Origin of the sequence: Streptomyces sp. NPDC020983, from assembly GCF_044333485.1 — a bacterium.
In the GTDB taxonomy this organism is placed as follows: Bacteria; Actinomycetota; Actinomycetes; order Streptomycetales; family Streptomycetaceae; genus Actinacidiphila.
In genome coordinates, this window is record NZ_JBIRRA010000001.1 from 452,439 (window position 1) to 465,585 (window position 13,147).

General features: G+C 73.3%; 14 protein-coding genes. 7 read left to right on the plus strand and 7 right to left on the minus strand.

All coding sequences use genetic code 11. From position 1 onward, the window contains the following. Positions 1 to 43 precede the first annotated feature (43 nt). The 3 genes from ACH4SE_RS02150 (at position 44) to ACH4SE_RS02160 (ending at position 4,085) form a co-directional block, all read left to right on the plus strand. On the plus strand, positions 44 to 1,912 hold the full coding sequence (locus ACH4SE_RS02150; protein ID WP_398541615.1) for an SDR family oxidoreductase: 1,869 nt from the start codon (positions 44 to 46) through the stop codon (positions 1,910 to 1,912). Between the two features lie 89 nt (positions 1,913 to 2,001). After that, entirely contained in the window at positions 2,002 to 3,099 is a 1,098-nt protein-coding gene (locus tag ACH4SE_RS02155; RefSeq protein WP_398541333.1) for a MerR family transcriptional regulator, read from the plus strand. 98 nt (positions 3,100 to 3,197) lie between these two features. Continuing rightward, a complete protein-coding gene (locus ACH4SE_RS02160; protein WP_398541334.1) occupies positions 3,198 to 4,085 on the plus strand; it encodes a DUF72 domain-containing protein in 888 nt (295 codons plus the stop codon). 253 nt (positions 4,086 to 4,338) lie between these two features. On the opposite strand, the gene ACH4SE_RS02165 is transcribed toward ACH4SE_RS02160, so the two are convergent. Beyond that, on the minus strand, positions 4,339 to 4,950 hold the full coding sequence (locus tag ACH4SE_RS02165) for a TetR/AcrR family transcriptional regulator (protein WP_398541616.1): 612 nt from the start codon (positions 4,948 to 4,950) through the stop codon (positions 4,339 to 4,341). Between the two features lie 189 nt (positions 4,951 to 5,139). Between ACH4SE_RS02165 and ACH4SE_RS02170 the strand changes: the two genes are divergently transcribed. Then, positions 5,140 to 5,670, plus strand: a complete 531-nt coding sequence (locus tag ACH4SE_RS02170; protein WP_398541335.1) for a carbonic anhydrase — start codon at positions 5,140 to 5,142, stop codon at positions 5,668 to 5,670. A gap of 354 nt (positions 5,671 to 6,024) precedes the next feature. Here the strand turns inward: ACH4SE_RS02170 and ACH4SE_RS02175 are convergent, their stop codons facing one another. From ACH4SE_RS02175 to ACH4SE_RS02190, 4 genes are all read right to left on the minus strand, one after another. Then, on the minus strand, positions 6,025 to 6,426 hold the full coding sequence (locus tag ACH4SE_RS02175; RefSeq protein WP_398541336.1) for a PIN domain-containing protein: 402 nt from the start codon (positions 6,424 to 6,426) through the stop codon (positions 6,025 to 6,027). After that, positions 6,423 to 6,671, minus strand: a complete 249-nt coding sequence (locus ACH4SE_RS02180; RefSeq protein WP_398541337.1) for a hypothetical protein — start codon at positions 6,669 to 6,671, stop codon at positions 6,423 to 6,425. The genes ACH4SE_RS02175 and ACH4SE_RS02180 overlap by 4 nt, the downstream gene beginning before the upstream one ends. Before the next feature lie 95 nt (positions 6,672 to 6,766). Beyond that, positions 6,767 to 7,945, minus strand: a complete 1,179-nt coding sequence (locus ACH4SE_RS02185; RefSeq protein ID WP_398541338.1) for a hypothetical protein — start codon at positions 7,943 to 7,945, stop codon at positions 6,767 to 6,769. Between the two features lie 43 nt (positions 7,946 to 7,988). Continuing rightward, positions 7,989 to 8,303 (minus strand): hypothetical protein, encoded by a 315-nt coding sequence (locus ACH4SE_RS02190; RefSeq protein WP_398541339.1) that lies wholly within the window; start codon positions 8,301 to 8,303, stop codon positions 7,989 to 7,991. Between the two features lie 158 nt (positions 8,304 to 8,461). On the opposite strand from ACH4SE_RS02190, the gene ACH4SE_RS02195 reads away from it, so the two are divergent. The 3 genes from ACH4SE_RS02195 to ACH4SE_RS02205 all read left to right on the plus strand — a co-directional run bounded on the left by ACH4SE_RS02195 (position 8,462) and on the right by ACH4SE_RS02205 (position 11,249). Further along, positions 8,462 to 9,367 carry an LLM class flavin-dependent oxidoreductase gene (locus tag ACH4SE_RS02195; protein ID WP_398541340.1) on the plus strand — a complete coding sequence of 302 codons (906 nt, stop codon included), beginning with the start codon at positions 8,462 to 8,464 and terminating at the stop codon, positions 9,365 to 9,367. A 105-nt stretch (positions 9,368 to 9,472) separates the two neighbouring features. Next, positions 9,473 to 10,300: an SDR family oxidoreductase gene (locus tag ACH4SE_RS02200; protein WP_398541341.1), complete on the plus strand. Its 828-nt coding sequence runs from the start codon at positions 9,473 to 9,475 to the stop codon at positions 10,298 to 10,300. Positions 10,301 to 10,466: 166 nt separating this feature from the next. Further along, entirely contained in the window at positions 10,467 to 11,249 is a 783-nt protein-coding gene (locus tag ACH4SE_RS02205; protein WP_398541342.1) for a VOC family protein, read from the plus strand. 28 nt (positions 11,250 to 11,277) lie between these two features. Here ACH4SE_RS02205 and ACH4SE_RS02210 read toward each other — a convergent pair whose 3' ends face one another. Then, entirely contained in the window at positions 11,278 to 12,087 is an 810-nt protein-coding gene (locus tag ACH4SE_RS02210; protein WP_398541617.1) for an HAD family hydrolase, read from the minus strand. 415 nt (positions 12,088 to 12,502) lie between these two features. Beyond that, on the minus strand, positions 12,503 to 13,096 hold the full coding sequence (locus ACH4SE_RS02215) for a DUF6344 domain-containing protein (protein ID WP_398541343.1): 594 nt from the start codon (positions 13,094 to 13,096) through the stop codon (positions 12,503 to 12,505). Positions 13,097 to 13,147 lie beyond the last annotated feature (51 nt).

The window sequence follows — 13,147 nt, forward strand, 5'->3', positions numbered from 1 at the left end:
GATGTCAGCTTCGGATGTGCGGACGAAGGGGCGGGTGAGCGGGATGACCGGGACGGGCGGGCAGCAGGGAACCGGCGAGGAGCAGGGGCAGGAGCAGCCCGGGCGGCGGACGGCCGAGCGGTTCGTGAGCGGTGCGGACGGCGTCCGGCTGTGCGTGGCCGAGTCCGGCGACGCGGCGCTGCCGACGGTGGTGCTCGTGCACGGCTACCCGGACAGCAAGGAGGTGTGGTCAAAGGTGGCGGAGCTGCTGGCCGACCGCTTCCACGTGGTCCGCTACGACGTGCGCGGACACGGGCGCTCGCAGGCGCCGTCCCCGCTCCGCGGCGGATTCACCCTGGAGAAGCTGACACGGGACTTCCTCGCCGTGGCCGACGCGGTGAGCCCGGAGCGGCCCGTGCACCTCGTGGGCCACGACTGGGGCTCGGTGCAGGGCTGGGAGTTCGTCACCGTGCCGGAGACCGCGGGCCGGATCGCGTCCTTCACCTCCGTGTCGGGCCCCTGCCTGGACCACTTCGGCCACTGGATCGGACGCCGGGTGCGCCGCCCCACCCCCCGCCGCGCCGCCCAGGTCCTCGGCCAGGGCCTGAAGTCCTGGTACATCTACGCGCTGCACACCCCCGTCCTGCCCGAGATGGCGTGGCGCGGCCCGCTCGGCAGGCAGTGGCCCCGGATGCTCGCGCGCGCGGAGAAGCTGCCGGCCGGCGAGTACCCCACCGCCTCCCTGCCGCGGGACGCCGCCAACGGCACCTGGCTCTACCGGGACAACGTGCGGCAGCGCCTCGGCCACCCCCGCACCGACGCCTACGCACAGGTGCCCGTACAGCTCGTCACCCCGACCGGCGACGCCTTCCTGTCCGAGCGGCTCTACGACGACCTGGACCACTGGGCACCCCTGCTGACGCGGCGTACGCTGCCGGCCAAGCACTGGGTGCCGCGCTCCCGCCCGCAGCAGCTGTCCCGCTGGATCGCGGAGTTCGCCGCCGCGGCGCAGGAGGGTGCGCCGGCGGTGGGCGGCGCCGCGGCCGGGCGGGCGGAAAGGGCGGGCAAGGGGCCGCGGCCGGCGCTGGGCAAGGACCTGCGGACGGCCGGCGAGCGGTTCGCCGGCCAGCTGGTGCTGGTCACGGGCGCCGGGAGCGGCATCGGCCGGGCGACCGCGGTGGCGTTCGCCGAGGCGGGGGCACGGGTCGTGGCCGTGGACCGGGATCCCGCGGGCGCCCTGCGGACGGCCGAACTGGCGCGGGCGGCGGGCTCGCCGGGCGCCTGGGCCGAGACCGTCGACGTGTCCGACGGCCCGGCGATGGAGGAGCTGGGCGCCCGCACCCTCGAACGGCACGGTGTTCCCGACGTGGTGGTCAACAACGCGGGCGTCGCCGTGGCCGGCCGGTTCCTGGACACCACCGCCGAGGACTGGAAGCAGCTGCTGGACGTCAATCTGTGGGGCGTCATCCACGGCTGCCGGGTCTTCGGACGCCAGATGGCCGAGCGCGGTGAGGGCGGCCACATCGTCAACACGGCCTCCGCGGCGGCTTTCCTGCCGCCGCCCCTGCTGCCCGCGTACAGCACCTCGAAGGCCGCCGTGCTGATGCTGTCCGAAGCGCTCAGGGCCGAAGTGGCGCCCCTCGGCATCGGCGTGAGTGCCGTCTGCCCCGGTCCGGTCAACACCCCGATCACCGGCAGCGCGCGGCACGTCGGTGTGGGGGGCGAGGAGGAGGAGCGGCGCCGGGCCAGGACGGCGCGGCTCTACCGGCTGCGCAACTACCCGCCGGAGAAGGTCGCCCGTGCCGTGGTCCGTGCGGTGCTGCGGGACACCGCGGTGGTGCCCGTGACACCCGAGGCCCACGGCGCCCGATTGCTGAGCCGGCTCTCGCCCCGGACGGCACGGGCCCTCGCCCGGGTCCGTCCTCCGCTGTAGCCGGTGGCGTACGGTGCAGGCGGCACGGGGCGCCGGTGGCGGACCCCGTGGCCGCCGGCCGGAGGAGCCGGCGGGAACGGCAGGCGGAGATGACGGACAGCAGGACGGGAACACATGAGGGCCGGGCGGTGAGCAGCGGCGCCGGCAACGGGAGGAGCGCGTACCGGATCGAGGACCTGTCCCGGATCACCGGGACCACGGTCCGCACCATTCGCGCCTACACCGACCGCGGGCTGCTGCCGAAGCCGGAGCGCCGGGGGCGGGCCAACCTCTACGACGACACGCACCTGGAGCGGCTGCGGCAGATCGCCGATCTGCTGGAGCGCGGCTACACGCTGGCCAGCATCAAGGAGCTGCTGGCCGCGTGGGACGCGGGCACCGGCCTCGCCGGTGTGCTCGGGCTGGTCGGCGAGGTGGACCGTCCCTGGTCGGACGAGCAGCCGGCGCGCATCGGGCTGGCGGAGCTGACCGAGGCCTTCGGCGGGCCCCCCGATCCGTCCGCGGTGCGCGATGCGGTGCGCCTCGGGGTGCTGGAGCCGGTGCCGGGCAGCGAGGGCGAGTTCACCGTGCCCAGCCCCCAGGAGCTGGCCGTGGCGGTGGAACTCCACGCGGCCGGTGTGCCGCTGGGCGCGATCACCGGCCATCTGCGGGAGCTGCGCGGGCAGGTGGAGCACATCTCGGAGCGCTTCCTGGAGTTCACGACCGAATACGTCTTCCAGCGCTTCCTCCAGCACCCGCCGACCGGTGCGGAGACGGCCGAGGCCGCCGAGCTGGTCCGGCGGCTGCGCCCGCTGGCACAGCAGACGGTGGACGCGGAGCTGGCCCGCGCGATGCGGCTGCGCGCCACCGCGCACGTACGGCGCCACCTCGGCGACGCGGTGCTGCCCGCCGCCCCGGCCCACGGGCCCGGGCCCGAGTCCCCCCACGAGCCCGGGACCGATTCCGGGCCGCGGCAGCCCGTACCGGGACCCGTACCCGCCTCCTCCCCGGAGCCGGATGACAGCCGGCAGGTGACGCTCCCCGCCGGCACCGTGAGCGCGGTCAGGGCCCTGGTCGGCGCGGAGCACGTCGCGGAGTTCGTGGCCGCGGCGGCCGAACGGGAGGTCGCCGCGCGCCGCATGGACGCCCTCGCGGCCCGTTCCCGGGCGGCAGGCCTTCACCCGCCCCGGTCGCAGTCCCCCGGCTGACCGCGGCGACGGCGCGCCGGCCTGTGCGGAACGGCCGCCCCTGCGCGGAGGAGCCGCGCGGGACGTTGCGCCCGCTCGTACCGGGGAAGACGGGCGGCATGGGAGAGGTCATGGTCGGCACGTGCTCGTGGACGGACAAGGCTCTGGTGGCCAGCGGCTGGTATCCGGCGGGCCAGCGCGACGCGGAGGGCCGGCTACGGCACTACGCCGCGCAGTTCCCGGTGGTGGAAGTGGACTCGACGTATTACGGGCTGCCCAGCGCCCGCAACAGCCGGCTGTGGGCTGAACGCACCCCCGACGGCTTCCGGTTCAACGTGAAGGCGTTCTCCCTGCTCACCGGGCACCCGACGCGGCAGAGCGCACTGCCGGTCGAGTTACGCCCCGCGCTCGCCGGACGACCGGGCCGGGCCGGCACCGATCCCGGGCTGCTCGACGAGGTGTGGGACCGGTTCAGCGGGGCCCTCGAACCGCTGCGCCGCACGGGCCGTCTGGGGACGCTGCTGTTCCAGTTCCCGCGTCAGCTCGTGCCGGGCAGGGCCGCGGTGGCGTTCCTGCGCCAGTGCCGTGAGCGTGCCGCGGGCTGGCCGGTGGCTGTGGAGTTCCGGCATCCCGGCTGGTGGGGTGAGGACCAGGTCACCGGGACGGCCGCGCTGTTGACCGAGCTGGAGATGACCGCCGTGGGCGTCGACATGGTCCAGACGCTCCCCACGTCCGTTCCGCCGGTCGTGCGGGTCACCACCCCGGATCTCGCCGTGGTGCGTTTCCACGGTCGCAGCAGCGCCTGGGCGACGGGTTCGAAGGAAGACCGGTTCCGGCACTCCTACACGCCGGAGGAACTGTCCGAGTGGACGCCGCGCATCCGCCGGCTCGCGGAGCAGGCGCGCGAGGTCCACCTCCTGTTCAACAACTGCTGCGGCGACGCAGCCGTCCGTTCCGCGGAGGCGATGCGCCGTCTGCTCGGTCTGCCGGCGGCGGTCCCGGGCTGAGGCCACGCCCGAGGAGAACGCCCGAGGAGAGCGGGTCCTCGCACGGGGCCGCCAGCACGAGCAGGGGCGGGAGGTGGGGCGGCAGGCGGAGGAGCCGGGCTCCACGCCGCCCGCACCTACGGCCACCTGACCTGGCGGACGTTCCGGGACAAGCCGTGGTGCGGAGCCGTCCCGACGCCGACGGCCGCGGCCGTGAGCACGTCACAGGTCCGCCTCGGCACCCTCCTGACCTCGGTCACGCCGCGTTCGTGCCTCACGGGCCGGCCTGCGGTTCGTCCCTCAGGGATGCGCCGATCATCTTCAGTGTGAGCTCCTCCAGGCGGCGGCGATCGGCGTCGGGCACGTCACGCAGAGGCCCCTGCCCGGACAGGACCGCCATCCCGTGCACCGCGGACCAGATGCCGTATTCGATGCCGGGCCGACGTCGCGGATCGAGCCCGCCGGCGACGACGAGTTCGTCCAGCGCGGCCCGGAGTTGACCCAGAGGTGTGCGATCCGGCCCGCCCGCGTCCTCCGGCGTGCGGTACGCGTGCGGTCGCGGCAGTGCGAAGGCGGTCGCGAACAGGCCCGGCTCGTCGTGGGCGAATGCGAAGTAGGCCGTGCCGATCGCCCGCAACCGCTCGCCCGCCGCGGCGGGATCACCGTATTCGCCGGGAACACGCCTCACGCTTTCCGCCATCACGTCGGCGAGTTCGCCTATCGCCGCCGTGCACACCGCGGCAAGGAGTTCGTCCCGGTCGGCGAAGTGGCGGTAGGCGGCGTTGGGCACCACGCCCACGATCCGCGTTGCCTCGCGCAGCACCACGGCTTCCGGCCCGCCGTGCCGGGCGAGTTCGAGCCCGGCGGCGACCAGTCCGTCCCGCACCGCGCCGCGCGGCCGCCGACGCGGCTCGTTCGCCCCGGAGGCTTCCGCTGCTGCTGGGCCGGATGTCACGGCGCCACACTAACATTGGTGGACAGTGTCCACTTGCTCGGCTTAATGTGGACGGCGTCCACCATCGCGGCTGAGGGACTTCGCCGTCCTGCCGCTCGACCGTCAGCGGGACGGAATGCCATGACCAGGTTGACCCCTCTGCTCGAGCGCAACGAGCAGTTCGTCCGCGACTACCGCCCCGCTCCGCTCAGCGCGCCCACCGCGCGGCTGGTTGTCGTCACCTGCCTCGACCACCGGATCGATCCCGCGGCCGTTCTCGGACTCCGGCCGGGCGACGCCCCGGTCATACGTAACGCGGGCGGCCGGATCACCCCGTCGGTGATCGACGACCTCGCCTACCTGACCTTCCTGGCCGAGGCGGTGTTCGGCCTGACGGGTCCGCTCTTCGAGGTCGCGATCCTGCACCACACCCAGTGCGGTACCGGGTTCCTCGCAGACCCCGCATTCCTGCGGCAGGCCGCGGAGGCGACCGGTGTGGAAGAGCCGGTACTGAGGGCGTCCGAGGTGTCCGAGCCGGACAGGACGGTCCGAGAGGACGTCGCACACCTGCTCGCCGCACCGCTGCTGTCACCGAAGGTGAGTGTGTCCGGGCATGTGTACGCCATCGAGACGGGGCGCGTGACGACTGTGGTCGATGCGCGCCGACGCTGACGGCCGCGGCGGCCGTGACGGCCGTGACGGAGCGGATCCGGCTCGGGAGCCGGCGAGACCTTCGTGCCGGGGACCGGCCAGGCTCGCCGCATGCGTCCGAGCACTGTGATCCCGCCGATCCACCGCCGGCACGAGCAGGGGCGGGAGGTGGGGCGGCAGGCGGAGGAGCCGGGCTCCACGCCGCCTGCACCTACGGCCACCTGGCCTGGCGGACGTTCCGGGACAAGCCGTGGTGCGGAGCCGTCCCGACGCCGACGGCCGCGGCCGTGAGCACGTCACAGGTCCGCCTCGGCACCCTCCTGACCTCGGTCAAGCCGCGTTCACCCATCACGGCCTGACCTGCGCTTCTGCTGCTCAAATGCCGATGAGCCCGATCCGCTTGCCGCACAGGCGGGCCATGTCGTCGATGTCCGACGTCAGGAGGACCACGGGGCCAGGCTGCCGTAGGGCCGCCTCCGCGACGGTCGCGTCGATCGCGTACTTGTGCCCATGAAGGCCGGTCGCCTTGAGCAGCCGCGCCGCTTCCTTCGCCGTCTGCTCGGTGACCGCTTCTACCTTGATCCGGGACAGCGCCCACTGGAGCCGTGGCATGTTCACGCGGGAGTGGCTGACCTCCACGATGGTGTTCGCGCTGATGATCAGATCCGCGCCCATCTCGTGGAACACCTTCAGCAGGCCGAGGACCTTCCGGTCCTGGGCGACCCAGGCTGACAGGCCCTCGCTGTCCAGGACCACGGATTCGATGTGCTGACTCACGCGGCGCTCGCGCCGCCCGTGGTCCCCGTCGCCCCCGTGATACGCGCACGGGCCTCGGCCAGTTCCTCTTCGCTGAAGGAGCCGTGCTCGTCCTCGTAGCTCCGCAGATCGGCCCCGAGTAGCTGGTGCCGAATCTGACGGGCGACTGCCTCGGCCACATAGCCGGAGACGTTGTCCGTGAGCTTCTTCAGCTCCGCCACCTGCTCGGTCGGCAGCGTGACCGTGATCCGGGTCGTGTCAGCCATACGGTCAGCATACCGCAGTATGCACACTAAGGCCTTCCTTCTCGGTCACCGGGTGCAGGCTGTGGGGCCTCCCGGGATGAACTCCCCGTATGCGCTCAGCGCGGTCGCGCCCGGAGCAGCTCACCGAGCCGGTCACCGATCACGGAGACTCCCGGGCGCGGCTCACTTGCGTAGTACCAGGGTTTGCGTCGGCGCAGCAGAGCGTCGCCGTGCTCGCTCCAGGTGAATCCGGGCTGCCGCAGGAGTCTGCGAAACACCGTGTCGACGTTCTGCGGGTGTGCGGCGGCCAGACGGCGGATGGGCAGCGGCGTGATCGTCTCCTCGCGCAGGTACGTGCGGAGCAGATCCTGATGGCGCTTGCGGCCCGCGAGGTCGGGGTTGGCGAACAGGTCCAGCAACGATCCGTAGTCCGCGTAGAAGTTGAGCCCGTCGACCTGGTCGTAGATGACGCCGACGGTATCCGAGTCCCTCAGTTCACGCGGCAGCGTGAAGAGGGGAAGACCCGGGGCAGCGTGCTGTTCCCCGCGGGTGGTGCCGGGCCGTTGCCCGGCGGCAACCTCCCGCCTGTGGCGGTAGTAGGCATTGATGCGGTCCTCGGTTTTTTCGGGCGCGAGGATCAGTTCGTCGCCGCCGAAGAACTCGGCGAACGCGACCCGGTCCTCCCGCATCGAGCGCCATCCCTGCTCGACCTTCTCCGGGTTGCGGAAGACCAGGTCGGGCCGGCTGGTGGCCAGCTCGAGGGCCGCACCGGCGACCTCCGGCGCGGCGGCCCGGGGGTAGGAGGACATCACACCGGAGACGAGCCATGCGCCGGATACCGTCGCCAGGGGGACGAGCCGGGCGCCGAGAAAGCCTCCCCTGGTGACGCTCCGGAAGGCCGATCGACCGGCGTTGGTGTACGTCCGGTACTCCAGGTCGTCCAGCAGGTTGAGCAGGCGCAGGTACTCGCCGTCCTTGCCCCGTACCTCGAAGAGCCCCTCCACCGGATCGCGCCACGCCAGGACCATCTGGCGGTCGGCCTCGGTCAGAGCCGCTCGCCGGGTGACGAAACGGTCGGCGACCGTCTTGCCGTCCGGCAGGCGGTACTGCAGCAGGAAGTGGTCGATGACGTTGACCGCGGTCGCCTCGTCCAGCGCGCCTTCAAGGCCGTCTGCCTCCGCCAAGAGCGGGTCGAGGAATCGTTCGAAGGAGCGACCCTCCCCGAACGCGACGAGGTCTTCCTTCAACTCGGCGCTACGGCGCAGGGCATGTGCGAGATCCGGCGCGGTGTCCATGTCGTGCTCCTACGCGTTTCGGCCCTCGTCCGGGTCCACTTCTTCAGCATCCGGCCCAACGTCGGTACGCCTCGACCCAGTGCGCCCCGTCCGGAGGCGGTTCCGGCAGGGGCAGTTCGGCCAGGCCGATGTCCTGCCGGAACTCCTCCCGGACGCAACGAGCAACCATGCGGGAGTCGTTCGTGAGGTCGATCTCGACCACTGTCACCTCGACTCCCAGGACGGCCGTGGTGAAAGGAACCGTCAGGTGCTCATCAAGGGCCGCCAGGAATCCGTTGACCGCCTCGATCTCGTCGTACGTGTCGACTGTCGCTTCCTCGATCAGCGCGTCCAGTTCGGCGCCGCTCCTTGCGTTCACCTCAACCACGGTAGCGAGCGGCGCGCGTTCGGTGGGTCGCGTTCCTCGAAGCGCCAACAACTTGCAGGCAGGCTGAAGCGCGGTGGCGTCCGGCACAGGACCGCCGCACGGCGCAGCCATGCTTCGTGTCTGCTGCGCGGTCCCTTGCTCGTAGGGTCGTGTGCATGCGACTGAGTACTGTGATTCTGCCGATCTACCGTTGGGCCGAGGGCCGGGAGGTGTGGCGGCAGGCGGAGGAGCTGGGCTTCCACGCCGCCTACACCTACGACCACCTGACCTGGCGGACGTTCCGGGACAAGCCGTGGTTCGGAGCGGTCCCGACGCTGACGGCGGCGGCCGTGAGCACGTCACGGATCCGCCTCGGCACCCTCGTGACCTCGCCGAACTTCCGGCATCCGGTCACCCTCGCCAAGGAGCTGATGTCGCTCGACGACATCTCCGGCGGGCGGGTCGTGCTCGGCATCGGTTCGGGCGGTACCGGCTTCGACGCCACCGCGCTGGGCCAGGAGGCGTGGTCGCCGCGGGAGCGGGCGGCGCGGTTCGGGGAGTTCGTCGACATGCTCGACGCCCTGCTGACGCAGCCCGCGCTCACCCGGCGCGGCACGTACTACACGGCCGAGGAGGCGCGCACCGTCCCCGGCTGCGTGCAGCGGCCCCGGCTGCCCTTCGCCGTCGCCGCGACCGGCCCGCGCGGCCTCGCCCTGACCGCGCGGTACGGCCAGGCCTGGGTGACGACGGGCGATCCGGCGCTCTACGACGAGGGCACGCCCGAGCAGTCGCGGGCGGCGATCCGCGGCCAGATCGAACGGCTCGGCGAGGCGTGCGCGGCCGCCGGGCGCGATCCGGGAGAGCTGGAGCGCATCATGCTCACCGGCTTCACACCGGACCGCAACACGATGCTGGACTCCGTCGACGCCTTCGTGGACTTCGCCGGCCGGCACGCCGAGCTGGGTGTCACCGAGATCGTGCTGCACCACCCGATCCCGGACTCCGACTTCGCCGCCGACCACGAGGTCTTCACCCGGATCGCCACCGAGGGCCTGGCTCAGCTCTCCTCCCACTGAGTCGGCATCCGGCCAATACTTTCTCCTAGGTACCTACTATCCGAGCGATGTTAGCTTCGTCGGGTCAGCGGGTGAACGAGCCCGCAACACACCTGGGGAGCAATCATGATCGTGGTGACCGGAGCCTCCGGAAACGTCGGCCGCCGAGTGGTCGAGGCGCTGGCCGCGACCGGCGAGCAGGTGACGGCGCTGTCCCGCGGGCCGCAGGCCGGCGACCGGCCCGCGGGCGTCCGCGGCGTACGCGGCGACCTCGCCGAGCCCGCCGGCCTGCGGGAAGTGTTCACCGGGGCGGACGCGCTCTTCCTGCTCGTCGCCGGGGACGCACCGCACGAGGTGCTGGACGCGGCGAAGACCGCGGGTGTCCGCCGTGTCGTCCTCCTCTCGTCGCAGGGCGCGGGCACCCGCCCCGAGGCGTACGCCCACCCGGCCGCCTTCGAGGCGGCGGTCCACGGCTCGGGTCTGGACTGGACGGTGCTGCGCCCGGGCGGTTTCGCCACCAACTCCCTGGGCTGGGCCGAGTCCGTCCGCACCGGGCGCACGGTCGTCGCGCCCTTCGGCGACGTCGCCCTGCCCGTCGTCGACCCCGCGGACATCGCGGCGGTCGCGGCAGCGGTGCTGGCCGGCGGCGGCGAGGGCCACACCGGGCGGACGTACGAGCTGACCGGGCCCGCCGCCGTCACCCCGCGCGAGCAGGCCCGGGCGATCGGCGCCGCCCTCGGCGAGGAGGTGCGCTTCGTGGAGCAGAGCCGGGAGGAGGCCCGGGCGCGGATGCTGAGCTTCATGCCCGAGCCGGTCGTGGACGCCACGCTCGGCATCCTCGGCAGCCCGCTGCCCGCGGAGCAGGCAGTGTCCGGCGACGTCGAACGGCTGCTCGGCCGCCCGGCGGGCTCCTTCGCCGACTGGGCCGCGGCCCACGCCGCCGCCTTCCGCTGACCGCCACCCGCGGGGCCGGTTCGGGTAGCGGGAGCGGCGGGCGGCGGGGAGGGTGGGAGCCGGGGGGTGGTTCGCCCGCGGGGGCGGCCCGGTCGTCCGGGCCGGGCCGGGGGAGACGTCCCACCGGGCGCCCGCCCGGTGCCCGCTCCACGCAAGGAGACGCCAGATGCCCGAAGTCACCGGCCCCTACGACCCCGGCACGCCGTGCTGGATCGACCTGATGGTGCCCGACCAGCAGGCCGGGCTCGACTTCTACCGCGACCTCTTCGGCTGGCAGGCCGAGGTCGGGCCGGACGAGTTCGGCGGCTACTCGGTCTGCCTGCAGAAGGGCAAGCCGGTCGCCGGTCTGATGAAGACCATGGCCCAGGAGGGCCAGCCGGCCCCGCCGACCGCCTGGACGACCTACTTCTCCGTCCTCGACGCGGACGACACCGCGGCGAAGGTCGGCGAGAACGGCGGCACCGTGATCATGCCCGCCATGGACGTCATGACGCTGGGGCGGATGTTCGTCGCGGCGGATCCGCAGGGCGCGGTCTTCGGTGTGTGGGAGCCGCGCGACTTCAAGGGCGCCGGGATCGTCAACGAGCACGGCGCGCTGGTGTGGAACCAGCTGCAGACCCCCGACCCCAAGGCCGCCGGCGCGTTCTACTCGGCCGTGCTCGGCGTGACGGCGGGTCCCATGCCCGAGATGCCGGAGTTCACCGGGATCCAGGTCAACGGACGCACCGTCGGCGGCGTCCAGGGCATGGAGAACCTCCCCCCGAACACCCCGCCGCACTGGCTGGTCAGCTTCGCCGTCGACAACACCGACAGCATCGTGGACGCGGTCGTGCACGCGGGCGGCAACGTGCTCGCGCCGCCGTTCGACATGGACAAGGTGGGCCGGATGGCCGTCGTCCAGGACCCGCAGGGCGCGGTCTTCTCGGTCGTGGCCCCGCTGCGGTCGTAGCGCCGCGGCCGTCGCCGGGGCGGCCCGGTCAGTTGCGGCGGGCCGCGACGATCCGCTCGATCACCCGCGCGACCCCGTCGTCCTCGTTCGCCGCCGTCCTGCGGGTGGTGGCTGCCAGGACGGCGGGGTGGGCGTTGGCGACGGCGTAGGAGGTGCCGGCCCAGCCGAGCATCGCCAGGTCGTTGGGCATGTCGCCGAAGGCGACGACCTCCGCCGCGGTGACCCCGCGCTCGGCGCAGCAGTGCGCGAGCGTGGTCGCCTTGCTGACGCCCGCACCGCTGACCTCCAGCAGCGCGTAGTCGCTGGAACGGGTGACCTCGGCCCGGCCGCCGATGACCTCCACCGCCGCGGCGAGGAAGGCGTCGGGTTCCATCGACGGGTGCTTGACCAGCAGCTTCAGCAGCGGTTGCGCCCGGTCCTCGGCGAGCAGCACCTCGATCGACGCCGCCGGAGCACCATCGGGCTCAACGGGGGCGTACGCGGGTTCGCGCCGGAAACGGAAGGCGCGCTCGACCGCGAAGGCGGTGCCGGGCAGCGCGGCGCGCAGATCGCGCGCGACGGCCAGGGCGTCGTCCTCGGGCAGCGGGAATGCCTCGATCAGCCGGTTGGCGTGCAGGTCGAAGACCGCCGCGCCGTTGGCCAGGATCGCCATCCCGTGGCCTGCGAGGTGTTCGGCGACGACACCCATCCACCGGGCGGGCCGCCCGGTGACGAAGAAGACCTCTACGCCGGCCGCTTCTGCGGCGGCGAGTGCGGCGACCGTACGCGGCGACACGGTCCGGTCGTTGCGCAGCAACGTTCCGTCCAGGTCGGTGGCGATCAGCCGCGGCGAGGCCATGGCGACGTCGTCGTGTGCGTGGGGCTGCTGGTGCGCGCCCGTGGAGCGGGAATGCCCTCCGGGGGCACCGATGGCTTGGGTCACGTACCCCATCCTCCCGCATCCGCCGCGCACATCTCGCACAAAAGTGCGGATACGTGCTCAGCAGAGCCGGTGGTCCGGGGTGCTACGGGTCCTTCGGCGGTGCTTCCTGCCGGCGTTGCTTCCTGCCGGCGTTGCCGGTTCCGCCGGGGCCTACGGAGACCTCCGGGTCAACCGGTGGTCGTCCGGGCCCCGTCGTCGTCGCCGCGGAAAGGCGCCGTGGTGGCGCGGTGGCGTACGCCGGCCGGGGCCGCGGAGTGGAGCAGGGGCATGGGGCGCGCTGCGGGGAAGGACCGGCAGCGGCGGTGCGGTGCGCGCCGGGCGGCGACCGCGGTCAGCCGCACAGCGCGCGGTCGCGGCGGCGGGCGGCGGGGATCCGGGCCTCCGCCCGGCCGGTGGCGGCCGCGGCGGCGGGCGGGCCGAGCGGGAGGTCGAACGGCTCGGCCACGCTGCGCGCGCTGGGGGAGGCGCCGTGCGCCTCGGCCCCGATGCGCTGCTTCATCGTCGGCGGCAGCGAGCGCTCCCGTGCGTACGGGCGCGGGGCGGGCACGAAGGTCCGGCGGTTCGACGCGGCAGAGGGACGGTCCCCGGCGGCACTCCTGCGGCGGGCGGGCGCGCCGGCCCGCGGCTCCGGCGACGCCGTGGCCTGCGCCGGTACGGCAGCGGCCGTCCGCCCGCGCCCGGCCGCGGCCTGGGGCGGCACGGCGGGCCGCCCGGCGCGTACGGGCGGCTGCGGCGGGGGCCCGGCGACCGGACGGCCGGACGGCGCGACCGCGGGGACGGGCGGAACGGCGGGGGCGGCCGGCGCGACCGGGACGGCGGCGCGGAGACGGGCCGGGGCGGTGAAGCCGAGGGCACCGATGCAGGTGATCAGGAGGTTCAGGAAAGCGGCCCAGAGGGCGCTGATCCGGGAAGTGGTGGCAGCCATGACCTCTCTCGTTTCTTATCCATCGAGCTGACTAATCCGATGATGGGGAAA